16 protein-coding genes are annotated in these 19,252 nt (G+C 70.2%); 6 read left to right on the top strand and 10 right to left on the bottom strand.

The features are described from left to right. Nucleotides 1–17: 17 nt before the first annotated feature. From ACGFYV_RS14030 to ACGFYV_RS14040, 3 genes are all read right to left on the bottom strand, one after another. Nucleotides 18–1,151 carry a catalase family protein gene (locus ACGFYV_RS14030; RefSeq protein ID WP_393878608.1) on the bottom strand — a complete coding sequence of 378 codons (1,134 nt, stop codon included), beginning with the start codon at nucleotides 1,149–1,151 and terminating at the stop codon, nucleotides 18–20. Between the two features lie 5 nt (nucleotides 1,152–1,156). Next, entirely contained in the window at nucleotides 1,157–2,509 is a 1,353-nt protein-coding gene (locus ACGFYV_RS14035) for a Dyp-type peroxidase (RefSeq protein WP_393878609.1), read from the bottom strand. Between the two features lie 208 nt (nucleotides 2,510–2,717). After that, nucleotides 2,718–3,344: a hypothetical protein gene (locus ACGFYV_RS14040; RefSeq protein ID WP_393878610.1), complete on the bottom strand. Its 627-nt coding sequence runs from the start codon at nucleotides 3,342–3,344 to the stop codon at nucleotides 2,718–2,720. A 567-nt stretch (nucleotides 3,345–3,911) separates the two neighbouring features. Here ACGFYV_RS14040 and ACGFYV_RS14045 point away from each other — a divergent pair. Continuing rightward, nucleotides 3,912–4,589 carry a GAP family protein gene (locus ACGFYV_RS14045; RefSeq protein WP_393878611.1) on the top strand — a complete coding sequence of 226 codons (678 nt, stop codon included), beginning with the start codon at nucleotides 3,912–3,914 and terminating at the stop codon, nucleotides 4,587–4,589. Between the two features lie 39 nt (nucleotides 4,590–4,628). Here the strand turns inward: ACGFYV_RS14045 and ACGFYV_RS14050 are convergent, their stop codons facing one another. Next, nucleotides 4,629–5,174, bottom strand: coding sequence for an ATP-binding protein (locus ACGFYV_RS14050; RefSeq protein ID WP_393878612.1), 546 nt, complete (start codon nucleotides 5,172–5,174; stop codon nucleotides 4,629–4,631). 223 nt (nucleotides 5,175–5,397) lie between these two features. On the opposite strand from ACGFYV_RS14050, the gene ACGFYV_RS14055 reads away from it, so the two are divergent. Then, nucleotides 5,398–5,997, top strand: coding sequence for a TetR/AcrR family transcriptional regulator (locus ACGFYV_RS14055; RefSeq protein ID WP_393878613.1), 600 nt, complete (start codon nucleotides 5,398–5,400; stop codon nucleotides 5,995–5,997). A 36-nt stretch (nucleotides 5,998–6,033) separates the two neighbouring features. On the opposite strand, the gene ACGFYV_RS14060 is transcribed toward ACGFYV_RS14055, so the two are convergent. The 4 genes from ACGFYV_RS14060 to ACGFYV_RS14075 all read right to left on the bottom strand — a co-directional run bounded on the left by ACGFYV_RS14060 (nucleotide 6,034) and on the right by ACGFYV_RS14075 (nucleotide 9,868). Further along, the gene (locus tag ACGFYV_RS14060; protein ID WP_393878642.1) at nucleotides 6,034–6,666 is read right to left on the bottom strand and encodes a hypothetical protein; all 633 of its coding nucleotides are present in this window, start codon (nucleotides 6,664–6,666) and stop codon (nucleotides 6,034–6,036) included. 265 nt (nucleotides 6,667–6,931) lie between these two features. Continuing rightward, nucleotides 6,932–8,512, bottom strand: coding sequence for a beta-ketoacyl synthase N-terminal-like domain-containing protein (locus ACGFYV_RS14065; protein WP_393878614.1), 1,581 nt, complete (start codon nucleotides 8,510–8,512; stop codon nucleotides 6,932–6,934). Then, complete coding sequence (locus tag ACGFYV_RS14070) at nucleotides 8,509–9,567, bottom strand: hypothetical protein (protein WP_393878615.1); 1,059 nt, start codon at nucleotides 9,565–9,567, stop codon at nucleotides 8,509–8,511. The genes ACGFYV_RS14065 and ACGFYV_RS14070 overlap by 4 nt, the downstream gene beginning before the upstream one ends. Before the next feature lie 25 nt (nucleotides 9,568–9,592). After that, nucleotides 9,593–9,868: a hypothetical protein gene (locus ACGFYV_RS14075; RefSeq protein WP_393878616.1), complete on the bottom strand. Its 276-nt coding sequence runs from the start codon at nucleotides 9,866–9,868 to the stop codon at nucleotides 9,593–9,595. 362 nt (nucleotides 9,869–10,230) lie between these two features. Here ACGFYV_RS14075 and ACGFYV_RS14080 point away from each other — a divergent pair, with 362 nt between their 5' ends. The 4 genes from ACGFYV_RS14080 to ACGFYV_RS14095 all read left to right on the top strand — a co-directional run bounded on the left by ACGFYV_RS14080 (nucleotide 10,231) and on the right by ACGFYV_RS14095 (nucleotide 15,646). Then, nucleotides 10,231–11,727, top strand: a complete 1,497-nt coding sequence (locus ACGFYV_RS14080) for an aromatic amino acid ammonia-lyase (RefSeq protein ID WP_393878643.1) — start codon at nucleotides 10,231–10,233, stop codon at nucleotides 11,725–11,727. A gap of 95 nt (nucleotides 11,728–11,822) precedes the next feature. After that, complete coding sequence (locus tag ACGFYV_RS14085; protein ID WP_393878617.1) at nucleotides 11,823–13,271, top strand: FAD-dependent oxidoreductase; 1,449 nt, start codon at nucleotides 11,823–11,825, stop codon at nucleotides 13,269–13,271. Between the two features lie 45 nt (nucleotides 13,272–13,316). Then, nucleotides 13,317–14,363: a methyltransferase gene (locus tag ACGFYV_RS14090; RefSeq protein ID WP_393878618.1), complete on the top strand. Its 1,047-nt coding sequence runs from the start codon at nucleotides 13,317–13,319 to the stop codon at nucleotides 14,361–14,363. 35 nt (nucleotides 14,364–14,398) lie between these two features. Further along, nucleotides 14,399–15,646, top strand: a complete 1,248-nt coding sequence (locus ACGFYV_RS14095; protein WP_393878619.1) for a cytochrome P450 — start codon at nucleotides 14,399–14,401, stop codon at nucleotides 15,644–15,646. 160 nt (nucleotides 15,647–15,806) lie between these two features. Here ACGFYV_RS14095 and ACGFYV_RS14100 read toward each other — a convergent pair whose 3' ends face one another. Together ACGFYV_RS14100 and ACGFYV_RS14105 are read right to left on the bottom strand one after the other, a co-directional pair. Then, complete coding sequence (locus ACGFYV_RS14100; RefSeq protein WP_393878620.1) at nucleotides 15,807–16,910, bottom strand: hypothetical protein; 1,104 nt, start codon at nucleotides 16,908–16,910, stop codon at nucleotides 15,807–15,809. A 121-nt stretch (nucleotides 16,911–17,031) separates the two neighbouring features. Further along, entirely contained in the window at nucleotides 17,032–19,101 is a 2,070-nt protein-coding gene (locus tag ACGFYV_RS14105; RefSeq protein ID WP_393878621.1) for a restriction endonuclease, read from the bottom strand. Between the last annotated feature and the right edge of the window lie 151 nt (nucleotides 19,102–19,252).

Raw genomic sequence — 19,252 nt, forward strand, 5'->3', positions numbered from 1 at the left:
GCGCCGGTGCCGGTGTCTCAAGGCCCCTTCGGGCCGAGCACCTCATCGGCGCTGCGCGGTTCGGTGCGCGGCTGCTGGTTGAGCTTGTGGCGCAGGACGGAGGCGTGCCGGTAGACCTCTTTGCGGGCCCGCATGATGGTGCCCAGGGGCGCGTGTTCGGCGGTGACGCGCCATGGTGTGAAGGACAGCGCGTCCATCTTCTCCAGGTTCTCCGGGCCGGAGATGTCCTGTTGCGGCAGGTGCAGCACGGCTACCGTGACGGGGGGTGAGAGCCGCTCGGGCCATTCGACCGTGGTGTCCTCGACCGGCATCCGCGCCAGATCGGTGCAGAGCTGAACCTGGATGTGGAAGGTGTAGGGCCGCTCCCGCAACTCGGCTTCCAGCGCCGGGCGGAAGACCTCCGGCGCGGACGCCGGATCGAGGGTGCGCCGGACGACCGCGGCGGCGGAGTGCGGGTCGGGGGTGATGCGCACCTTGGCGATGTGGTCCCCGTGCCTGACCGCGCCCATCGTCCAGTAGCTCGACAGGAGCACGTTGACCGGGGAGATCGCGGAAAGGCGCAGGAAGGCCAGGAACTCGTCCCATGCCCAGTCGCCCTGGTCCAGGGTTCCCTTTCCGGTCACGAAGTCGGCGAAGAAACGGTGCATTCCGGTCCGCCCTTCGGCGAAGTAGGCCGGCGCGTTCAGGAACAGTTCCTGGATGAACAGGTAGTGCTCGACGGTGTTGCAGAAGAACACGGGTCCGTTGATGTTGGCGTAGTCGAAGGTGCCGGTGTCGGGCTCGTCCTCCAGCAGGGTCGGCCCGGGGACGTCGAACATCTTCAGCGCCAGTCCGATGGCGGCGCCCAGTCGTGCGTCGGATCCGGCGTGGGGCGAGCCGTTGGAGAACCGGATGAGCGCGTCGTGGGTTCCGGCGGTGGCGTAGATGCCCTGGGCGTACTCGGGGGGAATCCCGTCCAGGATCTCCACCCGCCCGCGGACCAGTCCGTATCCCTTGGCGTGGGCATCCCTGAGGGCCCGCCCCGTGCCGCCCGCCTCGACCGACTCGGTGATGTAGCTCTCGGTCTTCTCGATCACCGTCCGCAGATTGCGGTCGAAGTCCGGTTCACTGCCCTCGATGTCCGGTGTGTAGCGGACGAACTGTGCTGCCATGGCTCTCAGTCCTCCAGTTCGGCGAGCCAGCGCAGGGCGCGCAGTCCCGGCAGGAAGCAGTACTCGCCGCCCCGGGTGACCACGAAGCTGGGCAGGTTCCGCAGGCGGCGCCGGACCGGTTTCTCCGGAATGGTGACCGTGCCGTCTCCGCCGTGGTGTCCGGCCACCGGGTCCTTTTCGCCGGGGTAGCCGATGAAGTTCCCGTCGTTGACCCACTCGGCTTTGATGAACTCGAACTGCCGCTCAAGGTGGGCTCCGATGAAGACACCGACCAGTCCGCGGTCCGCGCCGTCGTCCTCGAGCACACCCTCGGGAAGCGGCGGGCCGTAGGTGGTGCCGCGGCGGATGAGACGGTGCATCCGCGCGTCACCGATGATGGTGGAGTCGCGGGGGTTGGTGCGCCGGATGTGCGCACCCGCGGGGCACCGGAAACCCCGGTCGTCGTTCTCCCGGTACAGGAAGTTGTTGACGCGGTGCGGATCGGCCGCCAGTTCCGGGTCGTCGTGTTCCGGCGACAGCTCCAGTGGTGCTCCGCTGGGCCAGCGGCCGACCATCTTCGCCGCCAGGAGGGCCTCCTCCTCGGCGCCGGCGGAGTTCGCGCGCAGGTACCGGCGCCAGGCCGCCACATCGGTGCGGATCTTGCGGACGGCGACGTAGGTTCCGTTGCGCCCCAGCGCGTCGGGGCTGGGCATGGGCGGCAGGTTACCGGTCTCGTCGGGGTAGCCGAGGATGAACTCGCCTGCCTTGATGGGGGGTTCCTGCGGGTTGGAGCCGGGCAGCCCGACGCCCTCGATGTTCGGATGGCTGATGCCGTCGCGGAATCCGAAGGTGGTCCGCCCGGTCGGGTGCTGGTGCACGTCCTGCTGCCAGATCACCTGGACACCGGGCGTGTCCTGGACGGCGACACGGGCCTGCTCCAACTCCCGTTCCAGCTGGGCCGCATCGGAGGACAGGGCGCTCAGCGCGATGTGGACGTCGCCGGTTCCGAACGGCGCCTCCCAGTGGGCCGGCGCGCTCTCCCCCACGTCGCCGATCAGCTCCGCCCGAGCGGCCATGCCCTCACGGAACGCCCGCGGAAAGCTGTCCAGCGAGTCCTGCGGCACTCCCAGGGCCTTCAGCCCCTGATAGGTGAGCGCCACGGCCACCCAGGCGTCCCGGCCCGGATCCACCTCGGGCAGACCGGCCGCGGTCAGCGGGAGCAGCCGCCGGAGCACGGCACGCCCGGCGCGCGGGTCGTCGACGCGCAGGAAGACGTACTTCCCCTGGTAGGGCACGGGCCGCGGACGCAGTGCCCCGCTCTGGACGTCGTCGATCTCGACGCGTACGGTGCCCGCGCTGCTGCTTGGCGTCGTGTTCATGGTCCTCCCAGGCTGCCGGGCTTGCGAGTTGGCCGGCTTGCGAGTGGCCCGGCTTGCGAGTGGCCCGGCTTGAGAGTTGCCGGGGTTGTGCGTTGCCGGGCTTGTGAGTGGCCCGGCCCGCGAGTTGCCCGGCCTGCGAGTTGCCCGGCCTGCGAGTTGCCCGGCCTGCGAGTTGCCCGGCCTGCGAGTTGCCCGGCTTGTGCGCCGCCTAGCTCGCGGCGACTTCCAGCAGCTTCTGGAAAGCGGGCGTGGCCACCAGCTCCGCGTTGGCCGGGTTCTCCAGCGCCGCCCGGAACTCGGGGGTGTCCAGCACGTCCTGGAAGGCCTCGTCCACTTGCTGGTCCTTGAAGATCTGCTGAACGGTCAGATCGGGATAGGCGCTGACGAAGACCCCGGCGGCCTCCTGGTGGGCGAGGAACCAGTCCTTCGCCCCGGGATCGCGGACACCGGGGAATCCCTCGCTGTGCGAGAAGACCTTGTCGAAGCGTTCCCCGACCACCGTCTTGGCGAAGTCGTCGATGTAGGTGTCCCAGGAGCCGTCGAAGACGCTGGCGAACATGAACCGGGTGTCGTTGTCGAAGATGACGTGCCGTGCGTCGTGCAGCGTGCCGATCTGGCGCACCGCCGCATGAACCCTCTCGTCGCCCGCCGCGTCGGCGAGCATGGCGAGATCCTCTCGCAGCGCTTCGGCCTCGCCCGGCTTGATCTTGGTGAAGACGGTGAACTCGTTGCAGACCCCGTCCGTCCTGCCCGGGTGCTCAGGATGGGCTGATGGGGATGGCTGGGCCGGCTGGGCGGGGTGGGCAGGCTGGGTCGCGTCGGGTGTCGGAGTCATGATCGGGTTCTCCTGCCGCGGATCGGTTCGAGGGCTGCCGAACACCCCCGTACGAGGTCCCAGGCCCTCACCACCCATCCTGACTCCGGCCGTGCCGCCTCGCATTCCGGCCGTGCCGCCTCGCGTTCCGGCCGTGCCGCCTCGCGTTCCGCCCGTGCCGCCTCGCGTTCCGCCCGTGCCGCCTCGCGTTCCGCCCGTGCCGCCTCGCGTTCCGCCCGTGCCGCCTCGCATTCCGGCCGTGCCGCCTCGCGTTCCGCCCGTGCCGCCTCGCGTTCCGGCTGCGGACCGTGTCCGTGGCGTGCCGGCGGTCGGCCGCCGGGCCGGGACCACCGCGCCTCGGGTCACCTTCGGTTCCCGAGGACAGATCCGTGACGGCGCAGGAAAATGGACGCAGACCTGCGGAGCAGACCGTGGCCGGTCGGTGCGGCGCGACACTCGGCGGCTGCCTGAGACCCGGCGGCTGCCTGACACTCGGCCAGGCTCCAGGAGGCCGCCGAACCGCCCCGGCCCGGCGTCCACAGAACCTGCTCAACGCGATCGCCACCCTGACCCCACCTGGAGGCAGTCATGGGCAAAGTTCTCGGCGACGTGCTGGGTTTCGCGGCCGGCGTCGCGATCAGCCCCCTCCCGATCATCGCCGTCATCCTCATCCTCGCCACACCACGGGGACGTCTCAACGGGATCCTCTTCACCGCCGGCTGGCTCCTGGGGCTCTCGGCATTGGGCGCCGTGATGCTGGCGATCGCGTCCCCGGCGCACGCCTCCGCCCACCATCACCCGGCCACCTGGGTGGGAGCCCTCAAGCTCGCTCTGGGCGTGTTCCTCGTCGTCTTCGGCGCCCGGCAGTGGCATCGGCGCCCCAGGGACCCCTCGCAGGCGCGACTGCCGAAATGGATGGGCGCGATCGACCGCCTCACCCCGGTCAAGGTGTTCGGGCTGGGTGCGGCCCTTGCCGCGCTCAACGCCAAGAACGCCCCGCTGACCATCGCCGCGGGCGCGGCGATCGGCTCGGCCGGACTCCCTGTCGGGCAGCAGATCGCGTCCCTGGCGATCTTCGTCGTGATCGCCACCCTCGGCCTCCTGGCCCCGCTGGGGGTCTACCTGCTCGGCGGGGAGCGGGCGAAGACCACGCTCGGCAACTGGAAGGACTGGGCGGCTCAGCACAACGTCGCCGTGATGGCGGCCCTGTTCTTCGTCCTCGGCCTGAAGCTGCTCGGGGACGGGATCTCCGTCCTGGCCTCCTGACACCGGTCTCAGACCCACAGATCCGCGGTGTCACGGGTCTCAGACCCACCGGTCCGTGGCCCGCAGCTCGAACCAGATGGTCTTGCCGGTGGCCGTCCGGTCGCTGCCCCAGGCGTCCGCGAGCAGGTCGAGCAGCTCGATGCCCCGGCCACCCTCCGCGTCCGTGTCGACGACGCCTCGCGCGGGGCAGGCGGGCTCGGTGTCCTCGACCTCGCACAGCAGGCGGGAGTCGCTCAGCCGCAGGTTGAGCCTGAGCGGGCCGCGCGTGTGACGCAGGGCGTTGGTGACCACTTCGCCGACCAGGAGCTCGGCGGTGTCGCTCAGGTCGCCCACGGCCCAGTCGCGCAGCTGCGCGGTCACCAGCCGCCGGGCTCGGCGCACAGAGGTCAGTTCCCGCGGCAGGGGCCAGGAGGCGTCCCAGGCGCCGGCACGGCCGCGCGGCGAGTCCAGCGGGCGCAGCGGCGCGAGCACGCGGGACCACAGAGCCCACTGCCTGGTGAACCACGAGGGCTCGTCGGCACGGAAGGACCGCGACCGCCCTCCGCGGCGAGAGACGGTGGGGCTACCGATGGCGTGGGTGGCCATGGGGATCAGTCCCTTCAGGGCCGGCGAACGGACGGTCCGCCGGTGCATGGGCCAGGCGTCCGCCGAACCCCGTACATGTAGCAGTCGCTACATCTCAAATATGGACGTAATCACTGCTACAGTAAATAGCCCCCAAACAACCATTAAACGGACGGAATGGCGGCGCACGTAGACGGACGGACAGCCGGCGCACGCCTCCGCCCTCACACCCCCAGGAACCCCCATGCCCCGCCCACCCGATCCCGCCAAGCGACGCGACCTCCTCGAACGGGTTCGTGAGTACGTCCTGCGCAACGGCCTCGCGGACCTGTCACTGCGCCCCCTGGCCAAGGCCCTGGACACCAGCGACCGCATGCTCCTGTACTACTTCGGCACCAAGGAGCGCATGATCGCCGAGGCCCTCGACATCTACGAGCGCCGCCCTCTCCTGCGCACCCGCGAGCTGCTGGACGCCCTGGGCCCGCCCATGACCCCAGCGGGCCTGCGCCGCTTCCTTGAGGAGGTGTGGCGACAGTTCAGCGAGCCCGACGTACGCGCCGCGCTGCCCCTCTACCTGGAGATCATGAGTGTCGGCGTGCTCGACCCGGGCCGCTACGGCCCCCTCATGCGGGACATCGTCACCGAGTGGACGCAGCTGCTCACCACGGTCCTCCGTGATCTCGGCATGACGGAGGACCGGGCGCGGACACAGGCCACCCTCCTGGCCGATGCCACGTTGGGCCTGCTGATCGCCCCGCTGGCGGACGGCCACTGGGACCGGGCGCACCAGGCCTTCCGCGCCCTCCTCGACAGCCTGGAACCCGGATGGCACATCACGGCGTGACACGCCGTACGCCACCGGGACTACAGGCCGCGCCTGTCAGTAACGCTGCGCCTTGGCCAGAACAGGCGTCAGCTTCGGCTCCGGCGGCTGATGGCTGAAGGCGATCGGCTGTTCCTTTTTCCCTGCCTGGAGACGCTCCGCGCCGACGAACCGCGTCTCGACCACCTTGCCCGCCGCGTTCTTGAAGTCGACCTGCACGGCATAGGAGGCCTCACTGCGGGTCTTGTTCGTGATGGTGACCATGACGGCGAGCACTCCGCCGGTCTGCGCCCTCGGCATGCCCGTCATGGCGACCTCGGAGAGTGCGTTGCCCCGGCCCTTGACGTTCTTCAGTTCCTTTTCGGCCGCCGCGCTCCTGCGCTGACTCTCGGCGTCCACCGATGCCTCGAACTCGGACGCGCGCGCCGAGGCGGAGGAGGCCGCCGCGGATGCCGAAGCCCGGGCCGAACTGACGGCCGCGGAGGCCGAGGACGCCATCGCCGACGGTGGCGTCCCGGAGAAGGACGAGGCGTTCGGCATACCGGAGGCGCTGGGCTCGCTCGGGGAGTTCTGCCCCGAGCCGTTGCCGCAACCGGTGAGCGCACCGGCGACGACAAGTCCGCCGAGGGCACTTCCCAGCAGGATCCGGCGCCGGCCCCTTCCGGAGCCTGGGAGTCGTCTCACGGGCATGTTGCCGTCCAAGGGGATGATGGTCGTGGTCTCCCGCCATCATCAAGTCCGGATTCGCCGCCCGCCACCGGGGACGTACCTCGGCCCCGGCCCCTTCACCCTCGCGGCCAAGACGCACGCTCCGCCTCCGGACAGGGGAAGAGCCCTGTGCACACCGCTCCGCACAGGGCCCGACCACTCACTTGTGGACCACCTGCTTGCCGACCACCCACTTGTCGACCACCTGCTTGCCGACCACCGGCAAAGGCAGCAGCCTCCGAGCCGGTCAGGATGCTCGCGGCGCCGCCGCCAGCACCCGGGCGCGAGCTCCGCCCCCGCGCTCGTCCGCGCTGACGACCAGGACGACGTCGGCCCGGCCCCGCGCCACGAGTCCGCGCGCGTACTCCTCGGCGATGGACTCGGAGTCCGCACCGGAGGTGATCGCGGACAGCGGTCCCTTGATGCCGAGCTGCTGGCACACGTATCCGGCGGTCACGCTGGCGACGATGTTGGGCGCCGTGACCGGGCTGATGAGTTCCAGTTCGCCGCGTTCCCGCAACGCGAACAGTTCCTCGATCGTCCCGACCGGCCCCTCGGCGGTGGCGAAGACCAGACCGACCCGTTCGGCGTCCGGCCGGTGCTCGGCGGTGAACCCCGCGTCCGTCCAGGCGGCTTTGCCCGCGGCCATGGCGAGCGCGCCCAGCTCGCCGGCCCGGCCCGCGTACGCCCGTGGGATCAGGGTCAGCGCGGTGTCGAGGTCGGCCACCTCGGCGAAGCCGCGCACCTCCACGGGCCGCTCGGGGTCGGTGTCCGCCGCGCGGCGCGGGTGGCGGCCGAGCACGACCACGCCGTTGGCGCCGCCGAACGCGAGCGAGTTCGTGACCGCCACGTCGATGCGCGCGGGCCGCGACCGGTTGGGCACGACGTCCCAGTCGCCGACGGGCGCGTCGGGGGCGACATTGGCGGTGGGCGGGAGCACCTGGTCGCGGATCGCCAGCGCGGTGAGCGCGGCCTCGACCGCACCGGCCGCACCGAGCGTGTGCCCGACCTGAGGCTTGGAGCTGCTGATGGGCGGGGCGTCCTGGCCGAACACCGCGCGCATCGCCGCCAGTTCCGCCGTGTCGTTGGCCGGGGTGCCGGTGCCGTGCCCGTTCACGTAGTCGACGTCGGAGGGTGCGACTCCCGCGTCCCGCAGTGCGATCCGCAGCGCACGGTGCAGTCCCTCGCCGTCGCGCGGCGGAGACGTGACGTGGAAGGCGTCAGAGGTGAGGCCGTAGCCGTTGACATAGGCGATGACGTCCTCCTCCTTCGGGTCGGCCGTCAGCACCAGCACGGCGGCGCCCTCGCCGAGGTTGACCCCGCCGCTGCCGCCGTAGGGCCGCGAAGGGGCCGGGTCGATCGCCTTCCAGCTGCGGAAGGTGGCCATGGTGGTCACGGTGAGGCTCTCCACACCGATCACGACCATGGTCCGCGCCACCCCCGCGCGCAGCGCGTCGATCGCGTAGCACAGCGCGTTGGTGCCCGCCACGCAGCCGGTGCCGAAGACGACCCTCGGCCCGCGCGCGCCGAGCGAGTCGGCGACGTCGTCCAGCACGGCGTAGGGCTTGCCGCTCAACCACGCGGCCTCGGGCGCGCCGTTGGTGCCGATCGCCACACCGGTGTCGGCCGGCAGGCCCTCCGGCGCGACCTCCTTCACCAGCGTCATCAGCACATCCGCGCCGTCCAGCTGGGACACGTAGGCGCCGTCGAAGCCGTCGGCGCTGCGTACCGCGCTGGCGCCTGCCACGACCTGGCGCCAGGTCTCCTCGGCGTCGGCGCCGAACCCGGTGGCGAGTGCGACCCTTGTGATGGCAATGTCGGGCGTCATCGGCGCAGTTTCCCTGTCTCACTCCGGTTGATGCTGGGCACGGTCAGCACGTCGTGCGGGGCGAGGCCCCAGGTCTTGAGGGCCACGCGGACCGACTTCGGCGGGGTGGGCGTCCCGGCGGCGGCCGGGACGACGAGGACGGTGAAGCTCTCACCGCGCACCGGGTCGTCCACCGCGACGCAGGCGAGGTCCGCGCACGGCACGACGGCGCGCAGCCGGTGCTCGACGTCGTCCAGGTCGACCCGCACGCCGTTGATCTTGCGCAGCCGGGTTCGCCTGCCGTGGAACCGGAAGTGCCGGTCGTCGACGACTTCCACGAAATCCTCGGTGCACCACGTCGCCAGTCCGGCGGCCAGCCGCGGCCCGGACACCACGAGCGGAACCTCCCCGGTCCTGTGGTCGGCGAGGCTGACGTCCTCGAACAGGGTCCACGGCTGCTCGCGGCCCCGGCGGTGGGCGATGGCCCCGCTCTCGGTGGAGCCGAAGACCTCGGTGACACTCACCCGTTCGGGACCGAGACCCTCGGCGATGGCCTCGGCGCCGGGCGGGAGGGTCGCGGTGCTGTGCACGATCGCGATCTCGGCCGCGGCGGAGAGCAGGTCCCGGTGGCGGTCCAGGATGCGGAACGTCCACGGGATGGCGGTGACCCCGACCACCCGGCCGGCGACGTCGGCCGACAGTGCGTCCAGTCCCGGCTGGTAGTGCACCGGCACCCCCAGCACGGCGGGCAGCACCAGGGTCGTGAGCAGTCCGTAGAGGTGCGACGGCGGGGCGAACGCCAGCGTCAGTTCGACCGGGCTGTCGTGCCAGAGCCCGGCCAGCAGGGCGGCCTCGGCCAGCAACTGGTCACGCGAGCGCGACCATTCGCCGGGTGTTCCGGTGGCGCCGGAGGTCCGCACCACCACGGTGTCGGGCACCTCGGCGCGCAGCAGGGCCACGCGATCCTCCGGCGCGAGCAGGTCCCAGCGCACGTGCCACGGTCCGTTGGGCACTGTCGGGTCGGGGGCGCGCAGGTAGTGGCGGAGCACCTGCTCGGGCGCGAGTACGGTGCTCACGTCATCGACCCCGGCGCAGCGCCGCTCATCCGCGCTCGCCGAGCTTGCGTACGACCCACTCCGTGAGCGCGGTGATGGTGATCAGCTCACCGGCCTGCTGGTCAAGGGTCAGCGGGCCGGAGTCGAGGTCGCGTTCCAGCCTGACGATGGCCTCGAGCTGCGCGAGGCTGTCGTAGATCCCGTCCGGCACGTTGTGCAGCGGCTCGCCGGCGGGCCAGTCGTCGAGCGACACGCGCATCGCGTACGCCACCGCCGCCCTGACCCGTGATTCCACGACCGCGGCGTCCTGTGCGATCTCCATCCCGTTTCCGCCGTTCATTTCATTGGGCCCGGCGCGACATGAATTGCACGTGACCGCGCGGAAAAAGATTCATTAAATCGCCCGGATCCGGCCTTCGATTCCAGCGGGACGAAACTGTAGACGCACCGAAAGAAGGTGACAACAGCCGCCCACGTCAAAACCCTTTCCGAAGAGGGAGCTTGCACCTTCGGGCACACCGGTTCGAGCTTTGGGGCACACCAGGGGCACACTCTCGGCCACGCGGCTCTACTCTGCGGTTCCACGGCCACCGACGAGAGCCCTGACGCCCCTGCCGGCGACGGGCGGGCGGGCCTGGAGACACAACCGAGGAGTGAGCGATGCTGAGCCAGTTCGACGTGCACATGACTCCGCCATTGCGCATTCCCGGACGGCTGGAACCCGCCTTTCTGGAACGGGCCGCGCGGCCGATCGAGGTGTTGCTCGACGACGACGTGAACGACCGAATAGCAACCTGCCACAAATTCGTTCACGACGTTCTCGCAAGCGAACGTCCAATTTACGGAATGACAACTGGATTCGGCCCGCTGGTCTCGTTCACGGGTCGCGCCGAACTGTCCGACCAGGCCGAGAACACCCTCAACCACCTGTCGAGCGGCCACGGTCCGGACCTCGACCCCGCGGTGGTCAGGGCCGCGCTGCTGACCCGGCTGTGGTCGTTGACGCAGGGCCACTCGGGGGTCTCCGTCGCGGTGGTCGACGCGCTGGCCGCGATGCTGCGGACCGACTTCGCCCCCGCCGTCCCCCGGCTGGGATCGGTCGGCGCCAGCGGCGACCTGGTGCCGCTCGCGCACGCGGTACAGGCTTTGCGCGGCAACGGTTTCGCCTACGTCGGCGGGGTCCGCACGCCGGCGGACGAGGCGCTGCGCGCGGCCGGGCTCCCGCCGTTGGAGCTGGACGGGCGCGACGCGCTCGGCCTGGTCAACGGGACCTCGCTGACCGCGGCGGCGGCCGGGCTCGCGGTCGCCTCGGTGACCCGCTCGCTCGTCGTGGCGCAGCTGCTGTCGGCGCTCATGGCCGACGTGCTGGGCTGCGCGCCGATGTACCTGTCCGAGCACCTGCTGACCGCCTTCGGCCACACCGGCGCCGGCTCGGTCGCCCGCCGGATGCGCGAGCTGCTCGCCGGGTCGACGCCCAGTGGCACCCGCGGGCTCCAGGAGCCCTACAGCATCCGCTGCGTGCCCCAGCTGCTCGGCGCCGTCGCCGGGGCGGTGGAGCACGTGACCTCGGTCGTCGACGCCGACCTCAACGGAGTCAGCGACAACCCGCTGTTCTTCCCCGAGCACGGCGAAGTGGTGCACGGCGGCAACTTCTTCGGCCAGCCGGTCGCCTTCGCCGCGGACATGCTGACCACCACGACCGTGCAGATGGGCAACCTCGCCGAACGCCAGCTCGACCTCATGGTCGACCCGCACCGCAACGGCGGCCTGCCCCCGGTGCTGGCGACCGTGCCCGGCGAGCAGCACGGCGTGCAGGGCGTGCAGATCGCCGCCACCGCGACGGTGGCCGACATGCGCCGGAGCGTGATCCCCGCGTCGATGCAGAGCCTGCCGACGAACATGCACAACCAGGACGTGGTCCCGTTCGGCACCCAGACCGCGCTGAACGCGCTCGACCAGTCCCGTTCGCTGCGCTGGCTGCACGGCGCGCTGGCCGTGGCGCTGCGGCAGTCGGTCCACGTGGGCGGCCGCCTGCCGACCTCGCCCGCCTGCGCCGCGGTGCTCGACCGGCTGGTCCAGGTGGTGCCCGCCATCGACCCGGACCGTCCGCTGCACATCGACGTGGCCCGCGCCGCCGACCTGCTCGACCTGATCGCCGACGAGCAGGCACCCACGCCATGAACCCGGCTGACCGAGCGCGCCGAGCGGACGAGCGCGCCGGCCGGACGACGACAAGCCGCTGTTGAAGACCGTTACATCTCTGAGGAGCGCTACTGATGCGCAATGAAGCTCGTTCGACGCGAAGCCAGGTGGTCATCGTCGGCGGCGGGATCGCCGGGGCCTGGCTGGCGTACCGGCTCGCGCAGCGAGCGGTCCGCACGGTGCTGATCTCCGACGACGATCAGAAGCCGCCGCTGTCCCTCGGGGCGGCCGGACTGATCAACCAGGACACCATCAACTCCACCGACCGCACCGCGCCGGCCGTGTTCTCGGACATCTCCACCACCCAGGATCCCCGGTACCGCGCCAGGATGATCGAGCGCGCCCGGGACGAGTTCGACGCGCTCTCCCGGCTCGTGGAGTACGCGCCGATCGGCGAGTTCGTCTACCCGCTCGGCCCGACCCCGGGAATCCGTCTGGGCGCGGGCGGCGACGTGGTGGGCCGGGTGCTGGCGGAGTTCACGGAACTCGGTGGCACCCGGTTGCGCGGACGGGTCACGGACCTCGTCATGGAAGGCGACACCTGCCTCGGGGTGCGCTACGAGCACGACGGACAACCCGGCAAGGTGCTCGCCGGTGACGTCGTTCTCGCGTCCGGCGGTTTCACCGGACTGTTCGCCGACGGGCTCGGTTCCGACAACGGCCACCTGCTGGGCACCTTCGCGCGGCGCGGCGGCTCCCTGGCCAACCTGGAGCTGTTCAACTGGGTCGCGCTGGGCGACCCCGAGCGCAGGTGCCCGCTGTACCCGCCGGACCTCGAAGGCGCGCGGCTGCTGCGGTCGGGCGAGCCCGCGACCGAGCTGATGCAGGCGCTGGCCGCGTTCGCGGGTGACTCGATCGACCTGGATGTGTACACCCGCTACTGGATCGACAACCTCGACGTTCCGCACACGGCGGAACTCGTCAGCGGCACAGGCCGTCTCGGACCCGTACGGGGCTTCTCCATGGGCGGCATGGCGCCCGCGTCCGAGTCGGGCACCGGCCCGGCCAACGTCCATGCCACCGGCGAGGCCGAGTACGGCATGTCCCTCGACTCGCTCACCGGCAAACCGTTCCTGTCCTTCATCGTCCGAGGCGCCGAACTCGCCGAGACGCTGGCGAAGCGGGCGAGCGACGAGCCCACGGCGGACTTCGACGCCGGACCGGCCGCGCCCAGCGCGGACACCGCTCTCCAGCCGGAGATCCGACGCCGGTTGGCGGCTGTGCAGGACAACAGGTTCACCACGGAGGGCGCCCACGACTTCGCCCAGTGGTGCGCGCGGGAACGCGCACGCCACCTCGCGGACGCCTCGACGGACACCGAGTCCGTGGACGTGCTGATCGTCGCCGAGTCCTACATACGCGCGGTCCTGGCCCGACGCGAGTCCCGCGGGTTCTTCTACCGCCCCGACTTCCGCGTGCCCGACCCGGAGCTGGACAACCAGGTGACCCGCTGCCGGTACGACGCCGAAGCCAATGAAGTGCACGTGAGTCTGTCTCCCGCCGGAGCGACCGCGGTCGTCTGACCGCGACGGCCGGCGCGGAACTTGTCGCAGAGTGAGGAACCCGTAATGGGAAAGCACGAAGAAACGGCCTCGGCCTGGGACCTGACCGACGAGGGTCTGACACTCATCATGTACGGAGCTGTCGCGTCCGAGATGCTGCACGCGGGCAAGGAGTTGGGGGTCTTCGCCCACCTGTCGGACCACCCCGGGAGCACGTCGCGCGAACTGGCCGACGCCGTCGCCCTGGACGAGTACCCGCTCGACATCCTTCTCACCGGTCTGCGGGGACTGAGGCTCGTCCTGGGAGACGACTCCGGGCTCCGCAACCATCCCCTGGTCGAAGAGCGCTATGTGCAGGGCAAGGACGCGTTGCACCTGCCGTTCATCCACGACATCGTCAATCCTGGGATCGGTGACTTCGTCGAGTCGCTCAGGACGAGCACGAACGCGGGCCTGCGCCACTTCCCCGGCCAGGGCGACAGCCTCTACCAGCGGCTCCGGAGCGATCCGGGCAAGCAGCGGCAGCTGCACGACCACATTCACGCGATCTCCGACAGCGCCATGGCGGGCCTGATCAAAACCGGAGCGCTGGACGGCTGCCGCCATCTGCTCGACGTGGCGGGCGGCATCGGCCGCAACGCGATCACGATCGCCAAGCACTATCCGGACCTGAAGATCACCGTCGTCGACCTCCCGCCCGTGGTCGAGGCGGCGGCGAAGAACATCGCGGACCACGGCCTGACGGAACAGATCAGCACCGTCGCCTGCGACGTGTTCAACGAACCCCTGCCGACGGGGGCGGACAGCGCGTTCCTCACCCACGTGATGCCGCTCTGGCCGGCGCAGACCAACGTGGAGATCCTGCGCAAGGTCCATGCGGTCCTGCCGCAGGGCGGGAACCTCCTGCTCTTCGACGCCATGCAGAACGACACCCGCGACGGCCCGCTGGGCACGGTGCTGTTCCCGGCCTACTTCCTGTCCGTCGCGACCGGGCGGGGCAACTTCCACCCGCCGACGGCGTACGCGGACTGGATGGCGGAGGCCGGGTTCGACCAGGTGAAGCGATTCGAGGGACTCCCCGTGGACCACTGCCTCCACGTGGGCGTGAAGTGAACGTAAGCAACTCGCCCGTCCAGTACGGAGGAAAGATGACCACGGCGCCACGGATCTTCTCGATGGAGTACTACAGCGATCCGTTCCCGACACTGAAGCAGATGCGCGAGCACGAGCCGGTGGCCCGGGTCTCGCCGCCGTTCGCCGACATCGACCTCTGGCTGGTGAGCCGCTACGACGACATCCGCAACCTCGCCACGGACCGGCGGCTCACCGTCGACGCGAAGGTGGCGAGCGAGCGGTTCCGCAGGTCCGGGCTGGCCATGGGCGTCGGCACGAACTGGGAAAAGGCGTTCGTGGTGAACCAGCGGGACAACGTCCGCCAGCGGAAGCTGATCGGCGCCACGCACACCCCGCGGATGACCGCGGGCTGGACTCCGATGATCAGCGAAATCGCCTCGGCGCTGCTGGACCGCATGCCGACGGACATGGTCGGGGAGTACGGCTACCCGCTGGCCAGCACCACGATCGCCACCGTGCTGGGCATCCGGGAGTCCGACCACGAGCTGATGCGGGGCTGGGCCGACGCCGCGACCGGCGCCGACCGGGCGGCGTCCACGCAGGCGCTGAGAGACACCCTCGACTACATCGGCGAGCAGATCAAGGTCAAGCGGAAGCAGCCGGCGGACGACCTGCTGACCCTGCTGATCAACGCGTCCGACGGCGACGACCGGCTGGACGACGAGGAAATCGCGGCCATCGCGGGGAACCTGTTCATCGCGGGCACCGACACCACCGCGAACTTCTTCGCCAACGCCGTGGCCGCGCTGCTGGACCACCCCGACCAGCTGGACCTGCTGCGCGCGGACCCGGCCCTCATGGACCAGGCGGTCGACGAGGTGCTGCGCTACTCGAACCCGGTCATCCTGTCCCCCGGCTTCCGGCACGCCCTCGAACCCATCGAACTGCACGGCACGGTCATCCCGGAAGGCGGCACGGTCGGCTTCCTGCTCGCCGCGGCCAACCGCGACCCGCGGGTCTACGACGAGCCGGACGCGCTGCGGATCACCAGGACGGACGCCCCGCACCTCGGCTTCGGCTACGGGCCGAACCACTGCGTCGGCTCGGCCCTGGCACGGCTGGAGTGCAAGATCGGTCTCGCCAGCCTCCTGGACCGCCACCCCCGCCTGGACCTCGGCGTCGACCGCACCGAACTGACCCACCGCATATCGCCGTTCATGTACGGCTTCAACCGGCTGCCACTGGCGACCCACTCGGCGACCCCGACGACCTCGACGGCCGCCGAGACGACCAGCACCTCGCCCGCCGAGGTACTCGCCTGACCTCACCTCCACGCGGGAGAGCAACAGAAGCAGGACCCCAGGAACGACGAGACGCCCGGACGGAATCGTCCGGGCGCCTCTCTTGCCGCAGGGCCGGACGAGGCCGCCCCGACGTGGGCGGGCCGGCTGAGTGCCCTTGCCGGCGAGTCCGCCAGGCCTCTCACAGACGGCGCACGACCTGCGCCTCCACCCGCTCGATGAGCGAACGCCCGTATGCGTGCACGAGGGAGAGGTGGAAGAGGGACGGCGCCAAAGGTGCCCAGCGGTTGATGCGATTGGCCCGCAGCATGTACTTGACCACCGTCGCCGGCCGGAAGGGAACGTAGTCGATGGTGTCGTGCTCCCAGCGATCGGCGACACCCCGGCTCACGCGCGCCTGGAGGCCCGCGCTCGAGAGGTCCTTCAGCCTGGCGTGGAAGTGACCGCTCCAGTGGCGCTTGTCCACGTCCAGGACGAAGGCCAGGAGGTCGAGGGAGTATTCGTGGGGCTCCAGGGACAACTCCTCCCGCATCCCGCGACGGGCCACCGCGTGCAGATCCGGTGCGCTCCTGCCCGAAGAGTCGATGTGCCTCGAAAGGCCCTCGTTCACGGAGGAGTTCCACACACCCGGTGCCATGCGTACCCGGTTGCTGCGCCGACTCACGACGAGCATGTCGTCCGCGGTGACCACAGCGACGTTGACGGCGAAGCTGCACTGGAGGAAGGACGGTGCCGCCAGCGGGTCATCGGGATCGAGATAGCGGGTCCGGGGCGTGGAGCCGTCGGAGAGCCTGCGGTCCAGTTGCTGAGCGGCGAGGAACGTGTAGTAGTCGGTGGGGCGCAGCCTCAGATGGATCTCGGGCGTCTCGTCAAGAGGGGTACGGGAGATGTCGAAGGACTCGACGGCATAGCGCGGGCCGTTCCACAGCGGCGTGCGCCCCTCCTCCCGCAGTCGCTCGCTCTCTTCGGCGATCTCGTCCCGCCAGCCGGCCATGTCCGGTGGCAGCACCACCTCATCGTCGAGCACCTGGATGTTGACGGCCTCAGGAGACACCGGAGACGTCCCGTCACCTTCGACGATCAATGCGGACGTCCGTAAGGGCCCAGGCGAGAACGTCTGCCAGACGGGCCCCGACTCCTCCTGCCGCCGCATGGTACGGATCGCGGTCGTGGAGCGCTTGCGCAGCCGGTACCAGACGTCCTGCAGCGGCTGCTGGAACAGTACGGCACAGACCATGCCGAGCACGGCGCCCACCGCTCCGTTGACCACATCGATTCCATCCATGCCACAGACAGTAGGAATCCCGCTGCTGCCGGGAGCCGTCGTGCCTCATCCGTTACCCGCCGGTCCGGCCGACCGGTCACGAGTGTCCGTATGCGCGCGGGTGCAGCAAAGATTCACGGCATCACTCGGGCTGGTCCACCTCGATGCCGTAATCCTGGACGAGCTCCTCCAAGCCTCCCCTGTAGCCCTTTCCGCCCAGCACGAAGTCCCAGTCGCCACTTGACCTGCGGCGGAAGGAACCGAGGACCAGCGCCGTCTCGTCTGCGCGGCCGTCAGAGACCTCAAGCCGGTCGAGTTCGCTCATCGAGCGGTCGAGCAACCGGATACAGGCATCGGTGAAGCCGGAAAGATCCGCGTCCGGATTGACCTCGGGGTCCACGGCCGCGACCAGGACGAACCGGTCAGCGCCCTGCGGCAGCGCGTCGAAGGCGACTCTGATCGCCGCTTTGTCCGGCGCCGAGGCCGCCACCGCACGTACCGAACCGTCGGGCGTCTGCGGGTTGTTGAAGAAGACGAAGTGGTCCTCGCCGATGACCCGATCGCCGGTGCAGACCAGTGCACAGACGTCCAACGTGACGTTGCCGGACCACATCATGCCGAGCACGTTGTAGTCATCGGACGACGTCGCCGGAGCAGCCGGCTCAGGCTGCGCGGGAGCCGGTCGCCCGCCTTCTCCCAGACGCCCGCGGAGCCCGTGCCGGTGCAGCAGGTCCACGAGTTCGCCGCCCGAGATCAGCTCCAGCGGCTTGCCGCGGGCGAAGGTGCGCGAACCAGGGCCGAATCCCGATGTCGTCACCAGGACGCCCTTGTTGGCGCCCGCGTCCTGGACCGTGCCATACAGGTCGCGTACCGCGGTGGGAGGCACGGTGTTGCGGTAGCGCTTCACCTGGACGACGATCTTGCCGCCCCGGATGGGAGCCGGGTCCAGCGCGTCGACGTCCACGCCACCGTCGTTCGAACGCTGCGTCGTCACCGCCTGCATACCCATGGCGCGGAACAGGTCGGCGACGAGGGCCTCGAACGCGATCGGATCCATGTCGTACAGGTCCGGCTCCTCACCCCCGCCGCCATGGGTGACGACCTGGTTCCCGACCTCCTCGGGCTGTCGGCTCGGTCGCACCGAGGTGAGCTGGTCGGGACGGGTCGTGAGCTGCCCACGCAGTGCCTCTGTCAGGCAACTGGTCGCATCCACCTGTTCCAAGTACAGGTCCGTGAAGGCGGCTCGCTGGGCCATGACGGTGGCCAGACAGATGCGGGACTGCCTGCCGGTCGCGGGGTCGGGTGCGTCGACGAAGCCGTTCAACACCACCGAATCCACCATGCCGTGCTCATCCGCAGCGAAGATCTGGTGCAGAACCAGCAGCACGCTCTGCGCCAGCACCTCTCGATACAGCGCACGGCGCTGCGTCACGGGGCGCGCCGTCTCCTTGTCCTGGTCCTGGGCCGGTACGTACTTCACCGCCTTGGCCTCCGGCGCGACGTCGTAACCCGGCAGCTCCCAGCTCAGCACCAACTGCCGGGCCGCCGGATCGAAGGCGGCCGCCAATTGCCGGGGAAAGCCTTCAGGCCAGGCGGTCGACGCGTAGAGGGCGGCGGAGAAGTACTCGACCACAAGGTCGGGGTCACCCCGCCTGACACCTGCCATCACCTCGGTGATGCTCGCGTTGTGCCGTCGCACCTCGGCTCTGAGCGCCTCAGCCCTGTGCTCATGGTCCCGCCGCAAGGCGGCCAGTCGCTGCTGACGCTGTGCTTCGGCAGCCTGCGCCTGGTGCCAGTCGTGCTCGAAACGGGCCCGCGCCTCGGCCTCCGCCTGAGCACGCCGACCGGCCGTCCAGCCACCCTGTGCCCGGTACTGACTCTGATCCGGCATGCGTACGGGCCACCCCAGCCGGCCCGGGTCGAACGACGGGATCTCTTCCACCCGCATCAACGACGCCGCCCTGAAAGCCGGCGCCCTGCACCCTTCCGCCAGCAGTCCCTGTAAGGTCGCGACCTGCGCGTCCAGCTCGTCCGTCCGTCGCCTGGCCTCCGCCTGCCGGTACTCCCGGTACTCCTGGGCCGCTCGTCGCTGGTGGGCACGCGCCGCCCGGTCTTCCTCTCGACGCCGCCTCTGTTCGGCCTCGATCTGGCGCTGATGCGCGCGCTGCGCCTCGGCCCATGTGTTGACGAAACCAGCAGAGCGACGACTCATGCGCTCAGGCCCTCCCCAGGACGTCGGCAGCACCGACCAAACTCTGGTTGCCCCCGCAACCAGTTGTGACAAACCGACTTTATCCAGCAATCACCGTCCCGGACATCCGCTTGCCACGGGCGACAGAAACCGGAAACGGCGGAGCCCCCTC

Origin of the sequence: Streptomyces sp. NPDC048297, from assembly GCF_043201585.1 — a bacterium.
GTDB lineage: Bacteria > Actinomycetota > Actinomycetes > Streptomycetales > Streptomycetaceae > Streptomyces.

Coding starts and splice junctions, on each gene's coding strand:
- ACGFYV_RS14030 (WP_393878608.1), bottom strand. CDS start 1,151: ATGGCAGCACAGTTCGTCCGCTACACACCGGACATCGAGGGCAGTGAA.
- ACGFYV_RS14035 (WP_393878609.1), bottom strand. CDS start 2,509: ATGAACACGACGCCAAGCAGCAGCGCGGGCACCGTACGCGTCGAGATC.
- ACGFYV_RS14040 (WP_393878610.1), bottom strand. CDS start 3,344: ATGACTCCGACACCCGACGCGACCCAGCCTGCCCACCCCGCCCAGCCG.
- ACGFYV_RS14045 (WP_393878611.1), top strand. CDS start 3,912: ATGGGCAAAGTTCTCGGCGACGTGCTGGGTTTCGCGGCCGGCGTCGCG.
- ACGFYV_RS14050 (WP_393878612.1), bottom strand. CDS start 5,174: ATGGCCACCCACGCCATCGGTAGCCCCACCGTCTCTCGCCGCGGAGGG.
- ACGFYV_RS14055 (WP_393878613.1), top strand. CDS start 5,398: ATGCCCCGCCCACCCGATCCCGCCAAGCGACGCGACCTCCTCGAACGG.
- ACGFYV_RS14060 (WP_393878642.1), bottom strand. CDS start 6,666: ATGCCCGTGAGACGACTCCCAGGCTCCGGAAGGGGCCGGCGCCGGATC.
- ACGFYV_RS14065 (WP_393878614.1), bottom strand. CDS start 8,512: ATGACGCCCGACATTGCCATCACAAGGGTCGCACTCGCCACCGGGTTC.
- ACGFYV_RS14075 (WP_393878616.1), bottom strand. CDS start 9,868: ATGGAGATCGCACAGGACGCCGCGGTCGTGGAATCACGGGTCAGGGCG.
- ACGFYV_RS14080 (WP_393878643.1), top strand. CDS start 10,231: ATGACTCCGCCATTGCGCATTCCCGGACGGCTGGAACCCGCCTTTCTG.
- ACGFYV_RS14085 (WP_393878617.1), top strand. CDS start 11,823: ATGCGCAATGAAGCTCGTTCGACGCGAAGCCAGGTGGTCATCGTCGGC.
- ACGFYV_RS14090 (WP_393878618.1), top strand. CDS start 13,317: ATGGGAAAGCACGAAGAAACGGCCTCGGCCTGGGACCTGACCGACGAG.
- ACGFYV_RS14095 (WP_393878619.1), top strand. CDS start 14,399: ATGACCACGGCGCCACGGATCTTCTCGATGGAGTACTACAGCGATCCG.
- ACGFYV_RS14100 (WP_393878620.1), bottom strand. CDS start 16,910: ATGGATGGAATCGATGTGGTCAACGGAGCGGTGGGCGCCGTGCTCGGC.
- ACGFYV_RS14105 (WP_393878621.1), bottom strand. CDS start 19,101: ATGAGTCGTCGCTCTGCTGGTTTCGTCAACACATGGGCCGAGGCGCAG.